Source organism: Aurantimonas endophytica (assembly GCF_014196845.1).
GTDB classification, from domain to species: domain Bacteria; phylum Pseudomonadota; class Alphaproteobacteria; order Rhizobiales; family Rhizobiaceae; genus Aurantimonas; species Aurantimonas endophytica.
Genome location: NZ_JACIEM010000005.1, coordinates 422,978 through 446,800, shown reverse-complemented (window position 1 = coordinate 446,800; position 23,823 = coordinate 422,978). Strand labels below are relative to the sequence as shown.

Below are 23,823 nucleotides of genomic sequence, written 5' to 3'. Positions count from 1 at the left end.
GCACTTCCTCCCTGGATCGACCGGGGCATACTGAGCCATGGCGAGAAGCTTCGGCGCGTGGTCGGCGACGGCGACACATCATTCGCCGCTGGAGGATGCCCAGGGCATTCTCACCGGTGCGATCCTTACCGCGATGGGCCTGTCGATCTTGGCGCATCTCGGTTTCCTGACCGGCGGCACGGCCGGGCTGGCCCTGATCGTCTCCTACGCCACGGGCTGGAATGTCGGTCTGGTGTTCTTTCTGGTCAATCTGCCGTTCTACGGCCTCGCCATCGGCCGGATGGGCTGGGCCTTCACGATCAAGACCTTCCTCGCCGTCGCCGTGCTCTCGGCCATGACGGCACTCCAGCCGGACTATTTCACGCTTGGCACGGTCAACCCGCTGGTCGGCGCGGTGCTTGGCGGCCTGCTGATCGGCTTCGGGCTGCTGGCGATGTTCCGCCACCGCGCCAGTCTCGGCGGGGTCGGCATACTGGCGATCTATCTTCAGGACCGGCTCGGCTGGAAGGCGGGTTACACGCAACTGGTGATCGACCTGGCGATCCTCGCGCTGTCATTCACCGTGGCCGAGCCCAGCGCCATCGCCTATTCGGTGCTCGGCGCGGTGGTGCTCAATCTTTTCCTCGCGGTCAATCACCGCCCCGACCGCTACATCGCCGCCTGAGCCAGCCATCAGGCAGGATCGATTCCACCGACGATCATCTCGCGCTCGCGTGGCAGGAAGGGCGTGCCCTCGACAGGGCCATTGCCCGTCTCCGCGTCCAGCCGCGCGACCTCCTTCAGCATCGTCTCGCGCAGCCGGCATTCCATCGCCCAGCCGGTGCTCGGATCCTCGGCCGAGGCCAGGAACCAGACCAGGATGCCGGTCGCATCCTGGCCGATGACCTGGACCTTGGCGGAATCCTTGTCGATGACGTCGTCGGATTCGTCGATGAATTTCTGGAACGCCTCGCGCAGCCGATCGACGTCGGCGCGGTGGTCGAGGCGCAACTCGACGCTCTTGATCAGGCTGGGATCCTGCTTGGTCCAGTTCTCGAAACTGTTAGAGACGAGTTCCGAGACCGGCACGATGATCCGCCGGTTGTCCCAGCTCTTCAGCTGGACGTAGGTGAAGTTGATCTTCTCCACGTAGCACCACTGCCCCTTGTACAGCACCGCGTCGCCGATGCGGGCCGTCTTGGCAAGCGCGATCTGCAGGCTCGCCATGATGTCGGCAAGCACCGACCGCGCCGCGAACGCCAGGATCAGGCCGATGGCGCCGGCTGACGCCAACATGGAGAAGCCGAGGGTTTCGAACGCGTTCGTCTGGATCAGGACGAGCGACGTGCCGACGAGGAAGGCGAGGACAATCGCCACGCGCCGCGCGGCGGAGATGTTGGTGTAGAGGTTGCGCTGGTCGGCCGCCTCCGACTCGCTCAGCTCTTCCATGTTCCGACGCACGACGCGGTCGAGGACGGCGTCGACGATCCGCACCGCGATGAGCGCCAGCGCGATGATGAACAACGCCGACTGCAGCGGCGCGAGGAAGATGTTCACGGCACCGGAGAAGGTGAACAGCCAGCTTTTCACCAGCGAGAACGTCCCGACGCAGACCATCAGCGCCACCGGCATCTGGATCGTGTCGACTATATTCTCGGCGATCTGAGACGGCTGGTTGCGCTTGGCACGTCCCATCCCGGCATAGGCGAGGGCCGCGGCGCCGACCGCGAGCAGCAGGACCAGCGGCAGCGCGATCACCTCCCACCAGGCGAGCGTCCAGAAGGCGCGTTCCTGCAGGAACTGCGGCAGCGCTTCCTCGAAGCGGGTGGGGCCGAATACCTCGTGCAGGGCGAGGATGTTGCCAACCGTCTGCTCCGAGAACACCCAGACCGGATCCCCGTCTGCCGGCTTGACGCGGGCGATGCGGATCGACACCGGCCGATCCGGCAGTTCCAATATGGCAAGCCTTATGTTGCGGCGTGGCTCTCCTGCCAAAGGGTTCTCGCTGGCGACATTGTCCGCCAGCGCATCCGGCCGGTCTGGCAGATCGCCCCAGTCCAGCCACATGGCGCCTTCGATAATCTCGTTCAGGCGGGCGGCCAAAGCCGGCCCCATCTCCGGCTGGATCGCCGGATCGACGCCCGACAGGTCGAGCATATGCGCGGCCGTGTCCCAATCCTCCCGCTCGGCGGCGAGGATGAAGGTCTCCATCATCCCCTGCGGCGTGTCGCGATCGATGTAGCGGTCGGCCGGCGGCAGGCCCGAATTCAGCGTTTCGATCTCGAGGAAGCGCGGTGACCCTCCCCCTGAATCCTGGGCGTTGGCTCCGGACAGCGTCGCAAGGAGGATGAGGAAGGCGGCAAGCCAGCGCGTCAAGGGTGGGCCTCGTGGTCCATCGCTTCGGGTGCCGTTAGCTAAGAGAGTCCGGCAGATAACCCACCCCCGCCACGGCGATTGACCGGATTTCGGGCCAGACGACATCCGTTGACGGGACCGAGGCCGACTGGGCAAATGGCCGCTGCATGGCCAACAGACGGATCCGGAAATGTCCTCAACGCTCTGGCTGACGGCCGTGGCCATGGTCGCCTTCGCCGGCAATTCGCTGCTGGCGCGCCTCGCGCTCGTCGACGGCGCGATCGATGCGGCAGGGTTCACCGGCATCCGGCTGGCCTCCGGCGCGGCCGTCCTCGCGCTCATCGCCATGCGGGCCCGCCCCGTGGGTGGAACCGAACCCACTATCGGCGGCAGCTGGGCCTCCGCCCTCGCCCTCTTCGTCTATGCGATCGCGTTTTCGCTGGCCTATGTGAAGCTCGGCGCGGCGGTCGGCGCGCTCGTCCTCTTCACCGCGGTGCAGGCGACGATGATCGGCTGGGGGTTGCTGCAGGGCGAACGTCCCAGTCGCCGCGAGACGGCGGGGCTTACCGTCGCCTTTGCCGCCTTCGTGCTCTGGCTTGCGCCCGCCGTGACGCGGCCCGACCCGCTTGGCACGGTGCTGATGATCGCTGCAGGCGCCGCTTGGGGCGTCTATTCGTTGCGCGGCAAGGCGGCCGGCGATCCGATGCGGGCCACCGCCGGCAATTTCATCCGCACCCTGCCGCTCGCCGTACCACTCGTGATCGTCTCGCTATGGCAGGACGGCGTCACCGCCGAGGGACTGATCCTGGCGCTCGCATCCGGCTGCGTCGCCTCCGCGCTGGGCTACATCGTCTGGTATCGCGCCCTGGCCGGACTGACTGCGCTCGCCGCCGCCATCGTCCAGCTCTCGGTGCCGGTGATCGCCGCGCTCGGAGCGGTGCTGTTCCTGTCCGAGACGCTGAGCCTCGGCTTCGTCGTCGCCGCCGCCTTCGTTCTCGGCGGCATCGGCTTCGCGCTTTTCGCCCGGCAACGATAGCGGCGGGCAAAATCGCCGCGCCGACCCTATCTCTGCGCCGTGACCGCTCGCCCCGCCCCCCTTACGCCGTCAGGCCCCCTACCCGAACGCTTCCACGCCTGGTTCGCCGGCCATGGCTGGGCGCCGCGCCCGCACCAGCTGGATCTGCTGCAGCGGGCTGAGGCCGGCGCCTCGGTACTGCTGATTGCGCCCACCGGCGCCGGCAAGACGCTGGCCGGCTTCCTGCCTTCGCTGGTCGATCTCGACCGACGCGGTCGGCCGAAGCCCGGCACACGGCCGCGCGGCGTCCACACGCTGTATGTCTCGCCGCTGAAAGCGCTGGCGACCGACATCGCCCGCAACCTCGAAAAGCTGGTCGCCGAAATCGGTCTGAAGCTCACCATGGAGACGCGCACCGGCGACACCTCCCAGGTCCGCCGCCAGCGCCAGAAGCTGAAACCCCCGGACATCCTGCTCACCACGCCCGAGCAGCTGGCGCTGCTGATCGCCGGCAAGGACGCGCGGCAGTTCTTCTCCGACCTGCGATACGTGATCTTCGACGAGCTGCATTCGCTGGTGACGTCGAAGCGCGGCCATCTCCTGTCGCTGGGCCTCGCACGGCTGCGCACGCTGCAGCCGGAAATCCAGACGATCGGCCTGTCGGCGACGGTGGCCGAACCCGACGATTTGCGGCAGTGGCTTGTGCTGCAGGGCCGCAATGCCTCGCCGCTGTCGGACCTGATCACCGTCTCCGGCGGCGCGCGGCCGGACATCCGCATCCTGACGTCAGAGGAGCGCGTGCCGTGGCGGGGCCACACCGCGCTCTATGCGATGCCAGAGATCTACGCGGCGATCCAGGCGCACAAGACGACGCTGCTCTTCGTCAACACCCGCTGGCAGGCGGAACTCCTGTTCCAGGAGCTGTGGCGGATCAACGAGGATACGCTGCCGATCGCGCTCCATCATGGCTCGCTCGACGTCGGCCAGCGGCGCAAGGTGGAGGCGGCGATGGCCGACAACCGGCTGCGCGCCGTCGTCGCCACCTCGACGCTCGATCTCGGCATCGACTGGGGCGACGTCGATCTCGTCGTGCATGTCGGCGCGCCGAAGGGTGCCTCGCGCCTCGCCCAGCGCATCGGGCGCTCGAACCACCGCATGGACGAGCCGTCGAAGGCGATCCTCGTTCCCGCCAACCGCTTCGAGGTGATGGAGTGCCAGGCGGCGCTCGATGCCAACTATCTCGGCGCGCAGGACACGCCGCCCTTGCGCGACGGGGCGCTGGACGTCCTCGCCCAGCATGTCCTCGGCATGGCAGTCGCCGAGCCGTTCCGCGCCGACGATCTTTTCGCCGAGGTGACCTCGGCCGCCCCCTATCGCGACCTCGACCGCGAGACCTTCGACCGGGTGATCGATTTCGTCGCCACCGGCGGCTACGCGCTGCGGGTCTACGAGCGCTACGCCAAGATCAAGCTGACCGAGGACGGCACCTGGCGGATCGCCCATCCGCGCATCGCCCAGCAATACCGGATGAATGCCGGCACGATCCTCGAAGCGCCGATGCTGCAGGTCCGGCTGATCCGCGGCCGCTCCAAGGGCGCCATCGCGCGCCGCGGGCCGATCCTCGGCAAGATCGAGGAGGGCTTCGTCGAGGCGCTGTCACCGGGCGACACCTTCACTTTCGCCGGGCGGGTACTGCGCTTCGAGACGCTGCACGAAAACCAGTGCCTCGTCTCCAAGGCGGTGGACGAGGACCCGAAGATCCCCGCCTATGCGGGCGGCAAGTTCCCGCTGACCACCTATCTCGCCGAGCAGGTGCGGGCCATGCTGGCCGATCCCGACCGCTGGCAGGCGCTGCCCGAGCAGGTGTCCGACTGGCTGGAGATCCAGCAGCGCAAGTCGCTGATCCCCGGCCCCGGCGAACTCCTGGTCGAGACCTTCCCGAACGGTCGCATGCATCACATGGTGCTCTATCCGTTCGAAGGCCGGCTGGCGCACCAGACGCTCGGCATGCTGCTCACCCGCCGGCTGGAGAAGGCCCGCGCCAAGCCGCTCGGCTTCGTCGCCACCGACTACGCCATCTCGATCTGGGGACGCGGCCCGATGGGCGCGATGATCGCCGACGGCCGCCTGTCCCTCGACGATCTGTTCGACGAGGACATGCTGGGTGACGACCTCGAAGAGTGGATGGCGGACTCCTGGCTGCTCAAGCGCACCTTCCGGCAATGCGCGGTGATCTCCGGCCTGATCGAGAAGCGCCATCCGGGCCAGGAGAAGACCGGCAGGCAGGTGACGGTCTCCGCCGACCTCATCTACGACGTGCTGCGCAGCCACGAGCCGGATCACCTATTGATGCGCGCGACATGGGCGGACGCCGCGACGGGCCTGCTCGACGTCGCGCGGGTGGCCGATCTCCTCGGCCGCATCAAGCATCACATCGTCCACAAGGATTTGAAGCAGGTCTCGCCGCTCGCCGTGCCGGTCATGCTGGAGATCGGCCGCGAGCGGGTCGTCGGCGAAGCGCGGGACGAATTGCTGGCGCAGGCCGCCGAGGACGCGATGATCGCGGCAGCGCTCGAATAAATTCCGGGCCGCCGCGTAGGGCGGCGCCACGGGCTGCGTATCAGGGACCGGATGCCGAAGACGGCACCCGATCCTTCGCAACGGAGCCGCCACGATGGCCAAGCCCTCCTTGATCCTGATCGCCGCCCTGGCGTTGCCGCTCACCGTCAATGCCGCCAGCGCCCAGTCGCTGGTCATGTCCCGCGTGTTCGACCGCGTCGACATCAACCGCGACGGCGCCATCGACCGCGGCGAATTCGAGGCCGCCATGGCGAAGCGCTTCGCACGTCTCGACACCAATGGTGACGGTCATCTCGATCGCGGCGAGATCGAAGCCGCCCGCGAGCGGGTGGCCCGCCGCATCAGTGCCGCCCGCACCGTCGCGGAAGGCCGTATCGAGGCCCGTGACCGCAACGGCGACGGCCGGGTATCGCGCGCCGAATTCATGCACGTGCCCGCGCTGTTCGACCTCGCCGACAGGAACCGCGACGGCCGTCTGGATAAGGACGAGCTCGCCGCTGCGGTCAACGCGCTGGCCGGCCGCTGAAGACGCTCTTTCGTTTCGCTTGACCCATGTGACCAAGGAGAGAACCCATGAACCTCAAGACCCTCGCCGCCTTCGCCGCACTCGGCGCCGGCACCATCTTCGCCCTGCCCTCCCAGGCCGGCGAGCGTATCCATTACGGACCGCGCGGCGGCAGCTATGCCGTTTCCCAGGGCTGCGTCGCGGGCTTCGTCGACCGCTGCTACCGCTCGGTGACCGCAGTTGGTCCGCACGGTCGCGCCTATGTGGCGGACCGCGGGATCGCCGTCGGCCCCTATCGCGCCCGCGGCGTCACCCGCGTCGTCGGTCCTCGGGGCTACACGGTCGTTCGCACCGGTCGCTGGATCCGCTAGGCTTCCGCTCCAGCCGCCAACCGGCCGCAGACGCCCGGAACGCTTCGATGCCGGACCTTTCACGCGACCGCTTCGGGCCGGAGCCCGCACCGATGGATCACCCCGTCCAAGCGGCCGCCGGCTCCGACCGATCCGGGGCGCCCGACGCCGCAATCGTCCGCCGTATGGCGGCGGGCGATCAGGGCGCCCTGACGCAGCTCGTCTCCCTTCACGGAGGCGGGCTGCACGGATTTTGCCTGCGCTTTCTCGGCAATGCCGCCGACGCCGAGGAAGTCGTCCAGGACGTCTTCCACCGCGCCTGGCGCCATGCCGACCGATACCGGCCGGAGACCGCCAAGGTCGCGACATGGCTCTACCGCATCGCGGTCAATCGCTGCGTCGACCGCAAGCGCAGCCGTGCGCTGCGGGCCTTTGTCGGCCTCGGCGCCCGCGAGGAAACCGAGCCGAGCGAAGTGCCGGACCCGCTGCGCCAGACGGAAAGCCGCGACGCGCTGGACAAGGCCCGCCAAGCCATCGGCCGTTTGCCGGAGCGCCAGCGCATGGCGATCCTGCTGAGCGCCGCCGGCGGGCTGGACAATGCCAGCGCCGCGGACGCCATGGGGATCCGCCTCGGCGCCTACGAACAATTACTGGTACGGGCGCGTCGCACGCTGCGGCAGCGGCTCGACCCCTGACAGGCAGGAGCCAAGACATGGACCGCAAGACTTTCGACAAGCACCTTCTGCGCTACGGCCCGGACATCGATAGCTGGCCGCCGGACGACCGCGCTGGAGCGCTGCTCCTGCTGGCGGTGGACGGAGCGGCCCGATCGCGGCTCGAAGACGATCAGATGCTTGCCGGGCTCCTCGCCCGCGCCGTGCGCTCGGCCCCGGACGAGGCCGCGATCCTGGCGGGGGTGCGAAAGCGCATCGCGGCAGCCGACCGGCCATCGCCCGTTTCGCGCCTCGACACTGTCATCGCCCGCTGTCTGAGCCCGGCCCCCATGGCCGCCTCCGCCTTCGCGACTGTCGTCCTCGCCATCGGCCTCGGCTATGCCATGGGCACCGCTTCGGTGGGCGTCCCGGACGAACTGCTCCTCGCCATCGCCGAGGGCAATTTCGCCGGCGCGGGCCTGGGCAATATGGGCGACGCGCCGCTCTGGCCCGGGAGGTCGTGAGACAATGCGCCGCTGGATCGTCCCCGTTCTCGCGATCGCGCTGTTCCTGTCGCTGATCGGGAACCTCGTCGGCCTCGGCTATGTGCTCGGCCAGTGGGGAGCCGAGCGACCTAGCATGGCGCTCGTCCAGGAAGCCATGGCCGACTATCCGCCGGAATTGCGCCGCGCCATTCGCGCGGAATTTGCCGCAGGCCGCGGCGACTTCATCGCCGACGTCGCCGCCTTGCGTCAGGAACGGCGCGCGATGGTGGCCGCGCTGCAGGCCGAGCCATTCGACGCCGCGGCCCTGCGAAACGCGCAGCAGGCGGTGGCGGCGCGAACCGCCGCGCTGCAGCAGCGTATCCATGCGGCCATGCTGGCGGCAGCCGAGAAGCGGGCGCAGCCCTGAGCGACTCCCCGGGCCGCCGCTCGCTTCTCTATTTGCCTTGGCCGGCAGGCTCTTCGCCGATCCAGACCTTGAAGCCCGTCAGCGTGTTCTGCCCGAACGTGTGGGTCAGCGGCACATCGGCGGCGTCACGCCCCTGGGCGATCAGCACGCGGCCGAAACGGGGGGCGTTGTTGCGGGGATCGAAGGTCCACCACCGTCCGCCGAGATAGCACTCCATCCAGGCGGCGAAATCCATCGACGCGTAAGGCGGCGGCAGGCCGATATCGCTGATATAGCCGGTGCAGTAGCGGGTCGGGATGTTCATCGCCCGGCAGAAGGTGACGGCGAGGTGGGTGAAGTCGCGGCAGACGCCGACGCCCTCCGAATAGGTCTCCGCCGCGGTGCGGGTGGCGCGGGAGTTCTCGTAGCCGAAGCGCACGTGGTTGTGCACGAAGTCGCAGATCGCCTGGACGCGGCCCCAGCCGGGCGCCGTGTTCCCGAACAGCCGCCAGGCCTCGTTGGACAGAAGGTCGGTCTCGCAATAGCGGCTGCCGAGCAGGAACTGCAGCGTCTCCGACGGCAGGTCCTCGACCTCGTGCTGGATCGCGTCCAGCCCGACCGGATCGGACAGGCCCTCGTCGTGGATCACGCCGTCCGTGCCGAGGACGAAATCGCCGGCGGGCGCAACCAGGCGGTTGCACCAGTTGCCGAAGCTGTCGCGGTAGCTGGTGATCGGCACCGCCGGCTTCGTCACGAGGTGATCCGGCCGTTCCAGCGAGCCCACGCGCGAATAATGCACGTTGAGATTGATGATCATCGGCGTCGGCGCCGGCAGCTGGTAGGCGAGCTCGCAGCCCAGTCGGATGCGCATGCGGCATTTCCCCATCGGGCCCTTCGGCGATCGGCACGCGCCTGGCCATGGCGACGGCGGCAGTCCCGCGACACGCCGCCCGGGCTGCATCACGCTGTGGCGCCCCGGGCAATGGGTGCGCTGCAGCGATCCTAGGCGGTCGGAAGGGCGTTGGCGAGGTGCAATAGGCGCCGCCGCGACTGGCGGGACAATGTGCCCCTTGTTTTCGCCATCCGTCGTGGCTTGGATGGGAACGAAACGCGAATCACCCATGCGAATCCGGAAACTGCGAATGAATGCACTGGCGCGACGGCTGCGACGGAACGACTGTCCGGGCGTCGAGATGCAGTTGGCGGGCGCCACGGTCGTCTGCGATCCGTCCGGCATTCTCTACGCGCCGTCCGAACGACTGCTCGTCGTCTCCGACCTGCATCTCGAGAAGGGTGCGGCCTTCGCCCGGCGCGGCATGATGCTGCCGCCCTACGACACGGCCGCGACCCTCTCACTGCTCGGCGCGGCGCTCGAACGCTATGATCCCGTCCGGGTGATCTGCTTGGGCGACTCCTTCCACGACCGGCACGGCGCCGCCTTCATGCCCGCCCAGTTTCGCGAAGTCCTCGTCCGGCTGATGACCGGCCGCGACTGGATCTGGATCGCCGGGAACCACGACCCCGAACCGCCGGCCTATGTCGGCGGCGAAACGCACGAGACGATCTGCGTCGGTCCATGGACCTTCCGGCACGAGCCGAGCCCGACGCTGCGCGTCGGCGAGGTCGCCGGCCATCTCCATCCGGTCGCCCAGGTGTCGGCCGGCGGGCGGTCGAGCCGCAGCGCCTGCTTTGCCAGCGATGGCGACCGGATGATCATGCCCTCCTTCGGCGTGACGACAGGCGGGCTGAACGTGCTCGACCGCGCCTTTCATGGCCTGTTCGATCCGGTCCGGGCCAAGGCCTATGTCATCGGCATCGCGCAGATCTATCCGATCCCGTTCCGCTCGCTCTGCCGGTAGGGGCTCAATAGGTCGAGGCGAAAGCCGCGAGCTGGCAGAGCACGACCACCGCGGTCAGCACCATCCGCAGGCGTCCGAACCAGTCCGGCAGGTTCGCACCTCGCGCCGCCATGGCGTCCCACAGGCCCTGCAGCAGGAAGAGCAACGCGAAGCCGGCGAAGAGCCACGGGCTCGGCAGGAACAGCACCAGCCACGCGGCCAGCGCCGGCAGCACCGACAGGATGAGGATGGAGGGGCGATGCGCAGCCGGGGCAAGCGCAGCCCCCCAGCGTATGCCGCCGAGAAAGGCGAGGATCGTCGCGGAATAGCCTGCATAGGCCAGGATGAGCTGGCGGTAGGCGATGAAGTCCCTACCGGCGTAGACGAGCATCGCGGTCATCAGGACGAACGGCACGAGCCCGCCCAGGCCGAGGATCCAGGCCACGCGGGTACCGCCGTCATGCTGCTGCACCGGCGCAGGGGGAGCAGACGGAGGAGTGTCGGCGGGATCGGCGTTGGTCATCGGACGCACTCTAGTCGCGCTTGAACAGGATGCGACCGAACCAGCCGGTGAAGATGGCAAGGATGACCGCGGCAAACCCGTAGAGAATACCGTGATTGGTGGCGAAACCGTAGATGAAGCTCTCGAAGCCTGTCTTCACGACCGTCAGCGTCGCGGTGCTGCCGCGGATGAACACCCCCTGGCGGAACAGATAGGCCCGCACCGTGTGCTCGCCGGTCGGGAGCCCGGCCGGCAGTTGAAGATCGGCGCGGAACAGTGTCGGGCTGACGAATTGCACGCTGCCGAAGCGCTGGTTGTAGAGGCCGTTGTTCTCGCGGATGCGCCTGAGCGCCGTGGCATATTCGTCGCGGTTCGGCACGACCGCCTGGGCGTCGTCGTCGGCCGCCGGCTCGCCGCCGCCACCAAGCCGCAGGTCGGCGATGCCGATCGACAGATTGACGCGGTTCGCCTCGCTCATGATGTCGGCAAGCGGCCGGGTGGAGGCCAGGGCATAGGACGACGGCGGCGCTGCGAAGCTCTCCGACCCGCGATTGATCCAGAGCCCGAGCATGCGCTCCTTCTCGCGCACGACCACCGGACGCCGGGGCCCGATCAGCGCCACGACGATGTCGTAGCGCTGCTCGCGCAGGATGCGACCGTCGGCGTTGTCGAGAGCGCCGAAAACGACCAGTCGGGCGCCGGTGAAATCGGAGGTGATGCCGATCTGCTCGGTGGACAGGCCGATCTCGAAGGTCTCGGCGGCCAGCTGCGCGCGCGCAGGCACGGCAAGGAAGACCGCAAGAGCAAACAGTGCCGCCAGAGACTGCACCAGGCGCCCAGGATACGCGAAAGCCGTGAACCCCCGGCCGGTCATCCGGTCTCTCCGCTCGGCAGGCTGATCGAGTAGGGCTCCTCGGGCGTGACGACGAGTTCGAAACCGAGCCGAAGCCCCACGGCGAGTACCAGCAGCGCCAGCAGCGCCCGCAGCTGGTCGCCGCGCAGCTTGCGTCCGGCTTCGGCGCCGAACTGCGCGCCGATGACGCCGCCGAGCATCAGCAGGAACGCCAGCACGATGTCGATCGTGTAGTTCGTCGCCGCCTGCAGCACGGTGGTGACCGCGGCCGTGAAGATGATCTGGAACAGCGACGTGCCGATAACGACGTTGGTCGGCACGCGCAGGAGGTAGATCATCGCCGGGACCATGATGAACCCGCCGCCGACGCCCATGATCGCCGCCAGGACGCCGATGATCGCGCCGAGGCCGATTACCGGAATGATCGAGACATAGAGCTTGGAGCGGTGGAACCGCATCTTGAACGGCAGGCCATGCACCCAGTTGTGCTTGCCGGACCGCTTGACCTCGCCGCTGCCGTCGCCGCGGCGCCACATCGACTGCAGGCTCTCGACCAGCATCAGGCCGCCGACGCCGCCGAGGAAGATGACGTAGAGAAGCGAGACCACGAGATCCAGCTGGCCGAGCCGCCGCAGCAGCGTGAACAGCGCGACGCCGCCGACCGAGCCGACGGCACCGCCGATCAGGAGCATCGTCCCGAGCTTGAGGTCGATCGTCCCGCGCTTGTAGTGGGCGAGCGCCCCGGAGAAGGAGGCGGCGATGACCTGGTTGGCGCCGGTCGCGACGGCCACGGCCGGGGGGATGTTGTAGAAGATGAGCAGCGGCGTGATCAGGAACCCACCGCCGACGCCGAACATGCCGGAGAGGAAGCCGACCGCGACACCCATCCCCATGATGACCAGGATGTTGACGGATATTTCCGCGATCGGGAGATAAAGGTTCACGAGCTGGCAGCTCTTTGCGCGAGGGAGCCAGAGAAAGGTCCGGACCCTCTTCGCCCGAACTTTCGACGCCTGTCAAATGAATGTCGGCGCCTCAGCTGTCCTTTCGCTCGAGCAGCGCCCGAATGAGCGCTTCGTCGATGTTGCCGGTGGCCTCGAGCCCCGCCGACTGCTGGAACGATTTGATCGCCTCGGTCGTCTTCGCGCCGGCCACGCCGTCGGGCGTGCCGGGGTCGTAGCCGAGCTTGATCAGGATCGCCTGGATGTTCCGGATCGCCTTCTGCATGTCGATGGAGGAGGTCTGGAGCGTCGTGTCGACGTCGCTCGTCCAGTCCTTCGGCACGTCCACCGTATTGGCGGTCTCGTCCCGGATCGCCGGCTTGAATGCCGCCACCTTGGCCTCGGCCTCCTTGAGCTGTGTCTCGTCCAGCGACTTGGCGATCTCGTCGCGTTTCGCCCCGGCGTCGGTGTCCCCGGCGGCTGCAACGATCGAGAACCACTTGAAGGATTCCGTCAGATCCTGTTCCACCCCGGCGCCGCGGGCGTAGAGGATGCCGAGATTGTACTGGCTGTCGGTCATGCCGTAATTGGCCGCCTCGCGAAACCACCGTGCCGCGAGGACGGGGTCGGACTTGCCGTCGACGCCGGTGGCGAAGAGGACGGCGAGATTGTGCATGGCGCGGACATTGCCCTGCTCGGCCGCCTTCAGATACCAGTCGCGAGCGGCAACCGTGTCGCGGGCGACGCCGTTGCCCTTTTCATAGAGCGTGCCGAGGCTGTACTGGGCGGGCGCGAAGCCGCGGTCGGCGGAGCGCGCGAACCATACAGCCGCCTCTTCCGGCTGGGGCGCGCCTTGCCGGCCCTCCATCAGCCGCAGGCCGGTTTCGAACAGCGCCTTCGGATCGCCGGCCCGCACCGCCTCGAGAAAGGCTTCGGGGCCGATGCCTGCCGGTGGTTCGACGCCTTCCTGAAGCGCGGCGGCAGGACCAGCGGGGGCGGAAATGTCGGCACCCGATGCCAGCGGAGCGGTCGGCAAGGCAGGCGGCACGACGGCCCGTGCCTCACCGGCGCCGGCAGCCGGCGCGGCGGACGAACGGGCTTCGGCGACAGCAACAGGCTCTGCCGGCGGCACCGGCGTCGGACCCGGCGAGACGTCCCGCGCTGCCGGGATTTCGGCTGCGGCCTCTCTCTGCGCCGGCTCTACCGAGCGCGGCGGCGTGACGGCCGGAGCCGGTTCGATCTGCGTCGGCGCAGCAAGTTCGGCGACCGGGCCCTCGGGTGCCAGTCCCGCCGTCTGGTCGTCGCGCGATGACATCAGGGCCTGCCCCAGCGGCAGCGCCATCAGCGCGAGCAGCACGGCGCCAATGGCCATGATGATCGGCTTGCGGCGCCGCGACACGAGTTCCGAAAGGCTCACCTTGCCGTCTGCGGCAGCGGAGTCGGAAGCCCGCAGGCTCTCGGTTTCGGCAGCAGCGGCCATGGCGGCGCGACGCGCGGCCGCAATGAAATCCGCCTTGCCGGCCTGGTCGATGCCGCGCGAATGTCCCGCCTGCTGGGCCCGGACCCGCTCGAGCAGCGCGGCGATGTCCGGCGTGCCGGAGCCGATGGCGAGGGGCCGGTTGGCCTCGCGGGTGTCGAAAATGTCAGCGGCGTCGAGGGACGGCGCCTGTACGGCTTCGGGGCGAGGCTCCTCCTCCGGCTCGTCCATCACCAGTTCCGGGTCGTCCCAGCGGGCCGGCCGATCAATCGCCTCCGCCTTCTCCGCGGCAGGCTTGCGACCCTTGAGCGTCCGGGCGAGCACGGCCTTCAGGCCGCCGCTGGACTGGACGATCGGGGCCGCCGCGGTGGCCGCGACCGCTGCTGCCGCGGCTGGTGAAGCGGGCGCAGCCGCCGTGCCGGACGCTGCCGGCGCGGCATCGCCCTGGCGGCCGCCGGTCATCTCGCCTTCGATACGGCCGATCCGGTCGACCAGCTTCAAGAGCGTGCCGTGGACGGTCTCGAAGAATTCCTGGGATCGGCTGCCGGTCTCGCGGGACAACTTGTCGAGCGCTCGGAGATCTTCCGACAGCCGCGCCACGTGCTCGCCCTGGTGCAGATCGCCGCTCGCGAGAACCTGGCGGATCGCTTCGTCGGCGGCCTGGCGGGCCGCGGCCATGACCGCTTCCTGGTTGTCGTCGAGACGACGCTCGATCGCCGTCAGTCGCCGTTCGAGCTCGGGATCGGCGAGCGACGCCGGCACGCCGTTCTCGGCGATCATCTGCGACAGCCGGCCGATCTGTGCCTCGAGCGTGCGCACCATCGCGTCGTCGACCCGCGACGCCGCCTGCTCCTCGAAACGAGCCGCCAGCGCCTGCAGCCGCGATTCCACCGCGACGATCTCCAGCGCGGAGCTGTCGCCCCCGAGCGTCGCCAGCTGCGCCGAAAAGCGCTCGATGCGCTCGGCGAGTTCGCGCGCGCCTTCCTCTTGGGACAGTGTCTCGATCCGGTCCGCCAGTTCCGCGATCCGGGCCGACAGCGCTTCACCGTCGGCATCTTCTGCCATCGAATCGACGCGTGCCGTCAGGGTCTGCAGCCGCGCCTCGATCCGCTCGACCGGACTCATGTCGATCGTGTGGGTGCGGGTGGTGGCCGCGACGATGGCCCGCGAGATTTCGTCGAGACGTTCCTCGAGCACGCCGAAATGGTCGAGCTCGGCCTCCTCCTGTTGCTGCTTGGCAAGGGATTCGATCCCCAGCGCCAATGCGTGGACCCGCTGCTCCAGCGGCGCGATCGCCAGCGTCTCCGGCAGACGGGCGAGCGAGGTCTCGAACTGCTCGAGCCGCGCCGCCATCGCTTCCATCTTGCTTTCGATCTCGCGCGAGGCGAACCGCTCCTCGAGCGCCCCCCAGCGCTCGTCGAAGGCCCGCACCGACTGCTCCGACGCGAGGGTTTCGAGCTTTTCCCGAAGGCTGGTCATTTCCGTCTTCAACAGCACCGACAGGCCCGGCGGGGCGTCGGCGGCCGGCACTGCCGAGTAGCTCTTCTCGAACTCGTCCCAGCGGCGTTCGACGGCCTTGACCTGTTCCTCGCTGGCCAGCGTTCCGAGCGAGACCCGCAGTCGCTCGAGCTCGTCCTTGATGTCGCGCTTTGTCCTCGTGTCGTCTTCGGCCCGGCCGGAAAGCGTAGTCTCGAACGCGTCCCAGCGCCGTCCCACCGCCTCCAGTGTGTCCTCGCGGGCCATGGTGCCGACCAGTGCCCGCATTGCCTCCAGCTCGTCGCGAAGCGACCGGATGGTGGGGCCGTCGGCGCCGTTGTCGGCCATGCGGGAAAGCCCGTCGTCGACGCGGGCGATCTCGGCCGCGATGTCGTCCGCGCTGGCCTGGGCGCCGATCATCCGGCGAAGTTCCTGGAAAGCGGCGCTGATCTCGTCGAAGCGCGGCTCGAGGCTGCGCGCCACATCTTCCCGCAACTCGGCGCGAAGGCGCTCCAGCTGGCGGGTGACGTCCGAAGCCGCTGCGGAGCCACGATCCAGGCCGCGGCTCGCAGAACCGGCTTCGCGCGGGTTCGCAGCCGGCCTGGGAGAGATCGGATCGGCGGCGCGCCGGGTTGAAGGGGCGGCGGCGGCTTCTGCGTGCGACTCTCTCTGGCGCAGGGTGATCTGCGAAACGGCGTCGGACAGCGACGCGCGCTGTTGTGGCGCGGTTGCCTTCGCCAGCGAAACCGAACCCACGGGCTGCACCTTGGCGGTCTTGGCCTGGCGCATCTGCGACAGGCGCGCCTCGAGTTCCTCCAGCGTCCGGCTCAGTGCATCCAGAGACGAATTTTCCTCGGAGCCGGTGCGCATGGCGGAATGGGTATTGGTCTTCTCGGCCATGTCAGCTTCCCCCGTCGGCTGGAGCCTTTCACCGGCTCCCATTCGCAAGCATGCGCCCACACCTGTGCTCCCACAGTCCACTGAACATGGTGAATGAACAGTTAAGGCCGTTTGGACTTCCTTAGGGATTACGTGGTCAATCCGGTCCGAAGCTGGACCCGAGCGCCCCGTTGCGTCTTGTAAGAGCCGCATTTGACGCGATATTCGGGTCACTTCAGCCTCGCATGCGCTCCGTTCGGACCGCAGGCCGCGACGGCGCTATGTGAATACGGGCTTCTCTTGATGGCAAACGTGAAACGGGCTGAACCTGCGGACGATACGATCGCGGTCGATGTCGACTTCCTGCTGGGCCGCGGTGCGGACGACGACACGCAGCAGGAGGTGTTCAAGATCGGCGACCTCTCCCGTGAGTTCGGCGTGACGCTCAGAACCCTGCGATTCTATGAGGATCGCGGCCTGCTCTCGCCGCAGCGTCGCGGCACGACGCGCCTCTACAGCCGCCAGGACCGTACCCGGCTCCGGCTGATCCTGCTGGCCAAGATGCTGGGCTTTTCGCTGACCGAAGCCAAGCAGCTGATCGAGATCTACCATCAGCCGGGCGGCAAGCGCCGGCAGTTGGAGGTCGCCCTCGAGCGGTTCCAGGAGCAGCACGAGATCCTGCACCAGCAGAAGCGCGAGATCGAGGATTCGATCCGGGCGATGGACGCCTCGATCGCGCATGTCGAGCAGACCCTGCGGGACTGGCAGAACTAGGCTCCCGACCGCCCCTCTTCCTGAGCTTCATCTTCGTCCGGCCCCGGGCGCCGCGACCGGCGGCCGGGCGACTTCGTGCGACCGACGTTTCCCCTCGGTCCAGCCGCTCGTCTCGTGGTGACGGCGCGGACGACCCGACGCCAGCCCGCGAGAGAGCTATGGCCTTCGATGACGGCGGCCCGCCGTCACTCGTGGGGGCACCCGACCTGGAACAGATTGAGTTTTCCACCCGTCCGAGTGTCTCCCGCCGCACACCGGATATTGACGTTTACGTCAAAGTTATTCATAAACGCCGCGACACGACGCGGAGGATTTCATGCCGACCTATCAGGCCCCCATCGAGGATACGCTCTTCGTTCTGAACGATCTGCTGGGCTTCGACCGTCACAACAACCTGCCCGGATTTGCCGACGCGTCGCCGGACGTGGTCGAGGCGATTCTCGGCGAAGCCGGCCGCATCGCCTCGGAAGTCCTGCAGCCGCTGAACCGGGTCGGCGACCGCGAGGGCTGCCATCGCGCAGCCGATGGCTCGGTGACCACCCCGCCCGGCTTCAAGGATGCCTACCGGACATTCCGCGAGGGCGGCTGGGGCAGCCTGCCCTTCGACCCGGCCTATGGCGGCCAGGGCCTGCCGCACACCCTTTCCACCGCGGTCTCCGAGTTCATGTCTTCGGCGAACATGGCCTTCGCAATGTATCCAGGCCTCACGGCGGGGGCGATCGCGGCCATCTCGGCGCATGGCAGCGACGCGCAGAAGCAGGCCTATCTGCCGAACATGATCGAGGGATCGTGGACCGGCACGATGAACCTCACCGAGCCGCATTGCGGCACCGATCTCGGCCTGCTGCGCACCAAGGCCGTGCCCCAGCCGGACGGCAGCTACGCCATCTCGGGGCAGAAGATCTTCATCTCCGCCGGCGAGCACGATTTGTCGGACAATATCGTCCATCTCGTCCTCGCCCGCATCGAGGGTGCGCCGGAAGGCGTGAAGGGCATCTCGCTCTTCATCGTGCCGAAATTTATCCTCGATGCCGACGGCAAGCCGGGCGCCCGCAACGGCGTCAGCTGCGGCGCGCTCGAGGAGAAGATGGGGATTCACGGCAATTCCACCTGCGTCATGAACTACGACGCGGCGACGGGCTATCTGATCGGCGAGGCCAACAAGGGCCTGCGGGCGATGTTCACGATGATGAACGAGGCGCGGCTCGGCGTGGGCGTGCAGGGCCTCGCAATCTCCGAGGTCGCCTACCAGAACGCCGTCACCTATGCCCGCGAACGCATCCAGGGCCGCTCGCTCGCTGGCGCGAAGGCGCCGGACAAGAAGGCCGACCCGATCATCGTGCATCCCGACATCCGCCGCATGTTGATGACGATCCGCGCGATCAACGAGGCCGGCCGCGCGCTGATCCTGTGGACCGCGCTGAAGGGCGACCTGTCGCACCGCGCCGAGGCGGAAAGCGAGCGCCAGGCGGCCGACGACTGGATGGGCCTGATGACCCCGGTCATCAAGGGCGTCCTGACCGACAAGGGCTTCGACAACGCCGTGATGGCGCAGCAGGTCTATGGCGGTCACGGCTATATCGGCGAATGGGGCATGGAGCAGTTTGTCCGCGACGCCCGCATCGCCCAGATCTACGAGGGCGCCAACGGCATCCAGGCGCTCGACCTCGTCGGCCGCAAGCTGGGGCTGAACGGCGGCCGGGCCGTCCAGGCCTTCTTCGCCGAGGTCGGGCAGTTCTGCGAAGAAAACCGCGGCGACGAGAAGCTGGCGCCGCTGACCAAGGGGCTCAAGATAGGGCTCAACGATTTGCAGCAGGCGACGATGTGGCTGATGCAGAACGCCATGGCCAAGCCCGACAATGCGGGCGCCGCCTCGACCGACTACATGCACCTCTTCGGCCTCGTCGCGCTCGGCTACATGTGGGGCCGGATGGCGAAGATCGCACAGGACAAGATCGCCGCCGGTGCCAATGGCCAGGCCGAATTCCTCGAAAAGAAGCTGGTGACGGCGCGCTTCTACATGGACCGGATCATGCCGGAGAGCGCCGCCCACCTCGCCCGCATCTCAACCGGCGCGGACTCCATGATGGCCATGGAGGCCGACGCATTCTAGGTTCAAGCGATCCACTCGACGTCTGTTGAAGGGCGTCGAGCCGCTCCTGTCGGCTCAGTGCATCAACGCCGGACGCGCGCCGGAAGACCAAAGAACATATCGGGAGGTCAGCATGACCGAAGCCTACATCTACGATCACGTTCGCACGCCCCGCGGCCGCGGCAAGAAGGACGGCGCGCTGCACGAGGTGCCGGCCGTCCGGCTCGGCGCCAAGGTGCTCGAGGCCCTGCGCGACCGCAACGGCATCGACACGAGAACCGTCGACGACATCATCTTCGGCTGCGTCGACCCGGTCGGCGAGGCCGGCTCGGTGATCCCGCGCGCCTCGGCCTTCGAGGCCGGCTACGATTTCGCCGCGCCCGGCATGCAGATCTCGCGCTTCTGCGCCTCCGGCCTGGACGCGGTGAACCTCGCCGCCGCCAAGATCGTCCAGGGTGCCGATGATCTCGTCATCGCCGGCGGCGTCGAATCCATGTCGCGCGTCGGCATGGGCATGTCCGGCGGTGCCTGGATCATGGATCCGTCCGTGGGAATCCCCTCCTACTTCATGCCGCAGGGCGTTTCGGCCGACCTGATCGCGACGAAATACGGCTTCTCCCGGGATGACGTCGACGCCTATGCGGTCGAGAGCCAGAAGCGCGCCGGCAAGGCGTGGGAAGAAGGCCGCTTCGCCAGATCGGTGGTCCCGGTGAAGGATCAGAACGGCCTGACCATCCTCGACCGCGACGAGCATATGCGGCCGTCGACCGACATGCAGTCGCTCGGCAGCCTCAACGCTTCCTTCGCCATGCATGGCGAGATGGGCGGCTACGACGCCGTCGGCATCCAGGCGCATCCGGAGATCCAGGCGGTCAACCACGTCCACCATGCCGGCAATTCGTCGGGCATCGTCGACGGCGCTGGCGCCGTACTGCTCGGCTCGAAGGCGGGCGGCGAGAGCCTCGGCGTCAAGCCGCGTGCCCGCATCCGCGCCTTCGCCAATATCGGCTCCGACCCGGCGCTGATGCTGACCGGCCCGGTCGACGTCACCGAGAAGCTCCTGAAGCGCGCCGGCATGGAACTCGGCGACATCGACCTGTTCGAGCTGAACGAGGCCTTCGCGGCGGTTGTCCTGCGCTACATGCAGGCCTTCGACATCGACCCCGCCAAGATGAACGTCAATGGCGGCGCCATTGCCATGGGCCATCCGCTCGGCGCGACCGGTGCGATGATCTTCGGCACCGTCCTCGACGAGCTCGAGCGCCAGGGCAAACAGACGGCCCTGGTCACGCTATGCATCGGCGCCGGCATGGGCACGGCGACCATCATCGAGCGGGTCTGAGGCGGTGCTTGACGGCGAGCGGCGGCGGCCGCTCGACTCAGGCCGCCTGCCCGGTCTGGAGCGCGGCGAGGGTCGCCGGGCCCAGGGCCGGCAGCGCCTCGAATGCCGGCTTGGCGAACCAGTAGCCCTGGAAGAGCTTCACGCCGGCGGCTTTGAGCGCTACGAACTCGGCTTCCGTCTCGATGCCTTCGGCCAGGATGGCAATGTCGAGCTCGCGGGCGATATGGAGCAGGGCGGCGAGGATCGCCTGCCGCGCCCGGCTGGTGTCGACGTCACGCACCAGATGCATGTCGATCTTGATCAGGTCCGGCTGGAAGTCGGCGAGCAGGCCGAGGCCGGCATAGCCGGCACCGAAATCGTCGAGCGCGGTGATAAAGCCGACCCGGCGATATTCGGCGATGATGTTGCGCAGATGCGCGACGTCCGTCACGACCTCGCCCTCGGTGAACTCGAACATGATCGAGTTGAGGGGAAACTGGCTCTTTCGCGCAGCCGCAAGCGTCGCCCGCAGGCACGCCGCCGGCTCGTAGACGGCGTTGGGCATGAAGTTGATCGACAGATGCAGGTCGTCGGCGTCGGCAAACAGCCGCGACGCCAGGTTGATGGCCTTCACCCGGCAGGCCTGGTCGAAGCGATAGCGCTGTTCGGGGGAAACCTGCGACAGGATCGCGCCGGCGCCCTCCCCGGCAAGGCCCCGAACCAGCGCCTCGTAGCCCCAGACGCGCTCCGCCGCGACGTCATAGATCGGCTGGAACGCCATCGAGAAATCGAAGTCGAGCGGGCGGGATGTCTGGCATCCGGGGCAGGCATGATCGGGCATGGACGTCCATCTCGCGGAAGTTTCAACGCCGCAACTAGTAAGCACGCATTGGTTTCACGAGTCTGACCAGTCACTGTGTGCGCAAACGCCGCATACGACAATTTCTGCAGGTGGCTAAGCGCCGCCTGACCATCGGGAGCGAGAGATGAGCTACGAGAACTTCAAGACCGACACCGACGCCAACGGCATCGCGCTGATCACGTGGGACATGCCCGACCGGTCGATGAACGTGTTCACGGCAGAGGTGATGGACGAGATCGACCGCATCGTCGATGCGGTGGCGGCCGACGAGGCCGTGAAGGGCGCCATCATCACCTCCGGCAAGCGGGGCTCCTTCACCGGCGGCGCCGACCTGAAGATGCTGTCCGGCATGTTCGAGCGCTTCGAGGCGAAGAAGCGCGACAATCCGGACGCCGCCATCGAGGAACTGTTCGAGGCCGCCGGCCGAATGTCCTGGCTCTGGCGCAAGCTCGAGACCTGCGGCAAGCCCTTAGTCGCGGCGATCAACGGCACCTGCATGGGCGGCGGCTTCGAGCTGGCGCTCGCCTGCCACGGCCGCGTCGCCGCCGAGGACGCAAAGATGGGCCTCCCCGAGGTCAAGGTCGGGATCTTCCCCGGCGCCGGCGGCACCCAGCGCGTGCCGCGCCTGACCGACACCCAGTCGGCGCTGCAGATGCTGCTGAAGGGCTCGACGCTGACCGCGGCCAAGGCGAAGGGCATGAAGCTGATCGACCAGGTCGTGCCGCAGGACCAGCTCGTCGACGCGGCCAAGGCGATGCTGAAGGCCGGCCTTTCCCCGGTGAAGCCCTGGGACGAGAAGGGCTTCAAGCTGCCCTCCGGCCCAGTCTACTCGGTGCAGGGCGCGCAGGTCTGGCCGGCCGTCGCCTCGCTCTACCGCAAGGAGACCAACGACAATTATCCGGGCGCCCGGGCGATCGTGAAATGCGTCTATGAAGGCCTGCTGGTGCCGATGGACACCGCCCTCCGGATCGAGCAGCGCTACTTCACCGAGGTGCTGCAGACGACCGAAGCGGCGATGATGATCCGCTCGCTGTTCGTCTCGATGCAGGAGCTGAACAAGGGCGCGCGCCGGCCGAAGAACGTGCCGGTGACGGAGCTGAAGAAGGTCGGCATCGTCGGCGCCGGTTTCATGGGCGCCGGCATCGCCTTCGTCTCGGCGCAGGCAGGCCTCGAGGTGGTGCTGATCGACCGCGACCAGGCGGCGGCGGACAAGGGCAAGGCGCATTCGAACACGCTGCTGGAGAAGGCCGTCAGCCAGGGCCGCTCGACCAAGGAGCAGGCCGAGGCCGTGCTCGGTCGAATCACCGCGACGCCCGACTACGACGCGCTCAAGGATGCCGACCTGGTCATCGAGGCGGTGTTCGAGGATCGCGACGTCAAGGCCGAGGTGACGAAGCAGGTGGCAGCGGTCCTGCGCAAGGACGCAATCTACGCCTCGAACACCTCGACCATCCCGATCACCAGCCTCGCCGAGGCGTTCGAGGATCCGGCACGCTTCATCGGCGTCCACTTCTTCTCGCCGGTCGACCGGATGATGCTGACCGAGGTCATTCTCGGCAAGCAGACCGGCGACAAGGCCCTCGCCGTCGCGCTGGATTTCGTGCGGGCGATCAAGAAGACGCCGATCGTCGTCAACGACACGCGCGGCTTCTTCGCCAATCGCTGCGTGCTTCGCTACATGTCGGAAGCCTACGACATGCTGGTCGAGGGCGTGCCGCCGGCGATGATCGAGAACGCCGCGAAGTTCGCGGGCATGCCGGTCGGCCCTCTGGCGCTCAACGACGAGACCGCCGTCGACCTGTCGCTGAAGATCATGAAGGCAACGATACGCGACATGGGCGAGGATTCCGTCGATCCCCGCCACTTCAAGCTGGTCGAGCAGATGAACGCCGACGGCCGCCTCGGCCGCAAGGCCGGCAAGGGCTTCTACGATTACCCGGCCAAGCCCGCCAAGAAGGCGCTGTGGCCGGGCCTGAAGCAGATGTTCGAGCAGCAGCCCGCCGACTCCATCGACTTCGAGGAGCTGAAGCAGCGCTTCCTCGTCACCATGGCGCTGGAAGCGGCGCGCACGATGGAGGAAGGCGTCGTCACCGACCCGCGCGAGGCCGATGTCGGCTCAATCCTCGGCTTCGGCTTCGCGCCTTATACGGGTGGCACGATCAGCTACATCGACGGCATGGGCACCAAAGCCTTCGTCGCGCTCTGCGAGAAGCTCGCCGCCAAGCATGGCGAGCGCTTCGAGCCGACGCCGCTGCTGAAGGACATGGCAGCCAAGGGCGAGACCTTCTACCGCCGCTTCGCGCCCGGCGGCTCGCAGGCCCGCGCTGCCTGAGCATCATCACATCCATCGAGTGGAGGAGGGGCGGGCCGGCGACGGCCCGCCCCTCCTATATGGTGAGCATGGGCCAGCGACCTGCCGCGACCGCGGCGGATAAATCCTGCGCGTTCAACGCCGATTGGCCATATTCGCAAGTTTTAAG

General features: G+C 67.8%; 20 protein-coding genes. 13 read left to right on the top strand and 7 right to left on the bottom strand.

Features of this window, described 5'->3' with window-relative positions; all coding sequences use genetic code 11:
• The first annotated feature begins 37 nt into the window (after positions 1-37).
• On the top strand, positions 38-664 hold the full coding sequence (locus GGR03_RS19615; protein ID WP_183210452.1) for a YitT family protein: 627 nt from the start codon (positions 38-40) through the stop codon (positions 662-664).
• An 8-nt stretch (positions 665-672) separates the two neighbouring features.
• Here the strand turns inward: GGR03_RS19615 and GGR03_RS19610 are convergent, their stop codons facing one another.
• Positions 673-2,355 carry a mechanosensitive ion channel family protein gene (locus GGR03_RS19610; protein WP_246368254.1) on the bottom strand — a complete coding sequence of 561 codons (1,683 nt, stop codon included), beginning with the start codon at positions 2,353-2,355 and terminating at the stop codon, positions 673-675.
• A 169-nt stretch (positions 2,356-2,524) separates the two neighbouring features.
• Here GGR03_RS19610 and GGR03_RS19605 point away from each other — a divergent pair, with 169 nt between their 5' ends.
• The 7 genes from GGR03_RS19605 to GGR03_RS19575 all read left to right on the top strand — a co-directional run bounded on the left by GGR03_RS19605 (position 2,525) and on the right by GGR03_RS19575 (position 8,349).
• The gene (locus GGR03_RS19605) at positions 2,525-3,370 is read left to right on the top strand and encodes a DMT family transporter (protein WP_183210450.1); all 846 of its coding nucleotides are present in this window, start codon (positions 2,525-2,527) and stop codon (positions 3,368-3,370) included.
• 39 nt (positions 3,371-3,409) lie between these two features.
• Positions 3,410-5,929 carry a ligase-associated DNA damage response DEXH box helicase gene (locus GGR03_RS19600; RefSeq protein ID WP_183210449.1) on the top strand — a complete coding sequence of 840 codons (2,520 nt, stop codon included), beginning with the start codon at positions 3,410-3,412 and terminating at the stop codon, positions 5,927-5,929.
• A gap of 94 nt (positions 5,930-6,023) precedes the next feature.
• Positions 6,024-6,455 (top strand): EF-hand domain-containing protein, encoded by a 432-nt coding sequence (locus GGR03_RS19595; protein WP_183210448.1) that lies wholly within the window; start codon positions 6,024-6,026, stop codon positions 6,453-6,455.
• Positions 6,456-6,502: 47 nt separating this feature from the next.
• Positions 6,503-6,805, top strand: a complete 303-nt coding sequence (locus tag GGR03_RS19590) for a hypothetical protein (RefSeq protein ID WP_183210447.1) — start codon at positions 6,503-6,505, stop codon at positions 6,803-6,805.
• A gap of 47 nt (positions 6,806-6,852) precedes the next feature.
• Positions 6,853-7,479: an RNA polymerase sigma factor gene (locus GGR03_RS19585; protein ID WP_246368252.1), complete on the top strand. Its 627-nt coding sequence runs from the start codon at positions 6,853-6,855 to the stop codon at positions 7,477-7,479.
• A 17-nt stretch (positions 7,480-7,496) separates the two neighbouring features.
• On the top strand, positions 7,497-7,961 hold the full coding sequence (locus tag GGR03_RS19580) for a hypothetical protein (protein WP_183210446.1): 465 nt from the start codon (positions 7,497-7,499) through the stop codon (positions 7,959-7,961).
• Positions 7,962-7,965: 4 nt separating this feature from the next.
• On the top strand, positions 7,966-8,349 hold the full coding sequence (locus tag GGR03_RS19575) for a periplasmic heavy metal sensor (RefSeq protein WP_183210445.1): 384 nt from the start codon (positions 7,966-7,968) through the stop codon (positions 8,347-8,349).
• A gap of 28 nt (positions 8,350-8,377) precedes the next feature.
• Here the strand turns inward: GGR03_RS19575 and GGR03_RS19570 are convergent, their stop codons facing one another.
• A complete protein-coding gene (locus GGR03_RS19570; RefSeq protein WP_183210444.1) occupies positions 8,378-9,199 on the bottom strand; it encodes a transglutaminase-like domain-containing protein in 822 nt (273 codons plus the stop codon).
• 271 nt (positions 9,200-9,470) lie between these two features.
• Here GGR03_RS19570 and pdeM point away from each other — a divergent pair, with 271 nt between their 5' ends.
• Positions 9,471-10,187 carry a ligase-associated DNA damage response endonuclease PdeM gene (pdeM, locus tag GGR03_RS19565; RefSeq protein ID WP_183210443.1) on the top strand — a complete coding sequence of 239 codons (717 nt, stop codon included), beginning with the start codon at positions 9,471-9,473 and terminating at the stop codon, positions 10,185-10,187.
• Positions 10,188-10,191: 4 nt separating this feature from the next.
• Here pdeM and GGR03_RS19560 read toward each other — a convergent pair whose 3' ends face one another.
• From GGR03_RS19560 to GGR03_RS19545, 4 genes are all read right to left on the bottom strand, one after another.
• Positions 10,192-10,689 carry a DUF3429 domain-containing protein gene (locus tag GGR03_RS19560; protein WP_183210442.1) on the bottom strand — a complete coding sequence of 166 codons (498 nt, stop codon included), beginning with the start codon at positions 10,687-10,689 and terminating at the stop codon, positions 10,192-10,194.
• Positions 10,690-10,699: 10 nt separating this feature from the next.
• Positions 10,700-11,542, bottom strand: coding sequence for a TIGR02186 family protein (locus GGR03_RS19555; RefSeq protein WP_183210441.1), 843 nt, complete (start codon positions 11,540-11,542; stop codon positions 10,700-10,702).
• Positions 11,539-12,465: a sulfite exporter TauE/SafE family protein gene (locus GGR03_RS19550; RefSeq protein WP_183210440.1), complete on the bottom strand. Its 927-nt coding sequence runs from the start codon at positions 12,463-12,465 to the stop codon at positions 11,539-11,541. Before GGR03_RS19550 ends, GGR03_RS19555 begins: the two co-directional genes overlap by 4 nt.
• Positions 12,466-12,556: 91 nt before the next feature.
• A complete protein-coding gene (locus tag GGR03_RS19545) occupies positions 12,557-16,315 on the bottom strand; it encodes an SEL1-like repeat protein (protein WP_183210439.1) in 3,759 nt (1,252 codons plus the stop codon).
• 282 nt (positions 16,316-16,597) lie between these two features.
• On the opposite strand from GGR03_RS19545, the gene GGR03_RS19540 reads away from it, so the two are divergent.
• The 3 genes from GGR03_RS19540 to GGR03_RS19530 all read left to right on the top strand — a co-directional run bounded on the left by GGR03_RS19540 (position 16,598) and on the right by GGR03_RS19530 (position 20,502).
• Positions 16,598-17,068, top strand: coding sequence for a MerR family transcriptional regulator (locus tag GGR03_RS19540; protein WP_183210438.1), 471 nt, complete (start codon positions 16,598-16,600; stop codon positions 17,066-17,068).
• A gap of 316 nt (positions 17,069-17,384) precedes the next feature.
• On the top strand, positions 17,385-19,181 hold the full coding sequence (locus tag GGR03_RS19535) for an acyl-CoA dehydrogenase C-terminal domain-containing protein (RefSeq protein ID WP_183210437.1): 1,797 nt from the start codon (positions 17,385-17,387) through the stop codon (positions 19,179-19,181).
• A gap of 112 nt (positions 19,182-19,293) precedes the next feature.
• On the top strand, positions 19,294-20,502 hold the full coding sequence (locus tag GGR03_RS19530) for an acetyl-CoA C-acetyltransferase (RefSeq protein WP_183210436.1): 1,209 nt from the start codon (positions 19,294-19,296) through the stop codon (positions 20,500-20,502).
• Between the two features lie 37 nt (positions 20,503-20,539).
• Here GGR03_RS19530 and GGR03_RS19525 read toward each other — a convergent pair whose 3' ends face one another.
• Complete coding sequence (locus GGR03_RS19525; RefSeq protein WP_183210435.1) at positions 20,540-21,322, bottom strand: EAL domain-containing protein; 783 nt, start codon at positions 21,320-21,322, stop codon at positions 20,540-20,542.
• Between the two features lie 145 nt (positions 21,323-21,467).
• On the opposite strand from GGR03_RS19525, the gene GGR03_RS19520 reads away from it, so the two are divergent.
• Positions 21,468-23,675 carry a 3-hydroxyacyl-CoA dehydrogenase NAD-binding domain-containing protein gene (locus tag GGR03_RS19520; protein ID WP_183210434.1) on the top strand — a complete coding sequence of 736 codons (2,208 nt, stop codon included), beginning with the start codon at positions 21,468-21,470 and terminating at the stop codon, positions 23,673-23,675.
• The last annotated feature ends 148 nt before the right edge of the window (positions 23,676-23,823 follow it).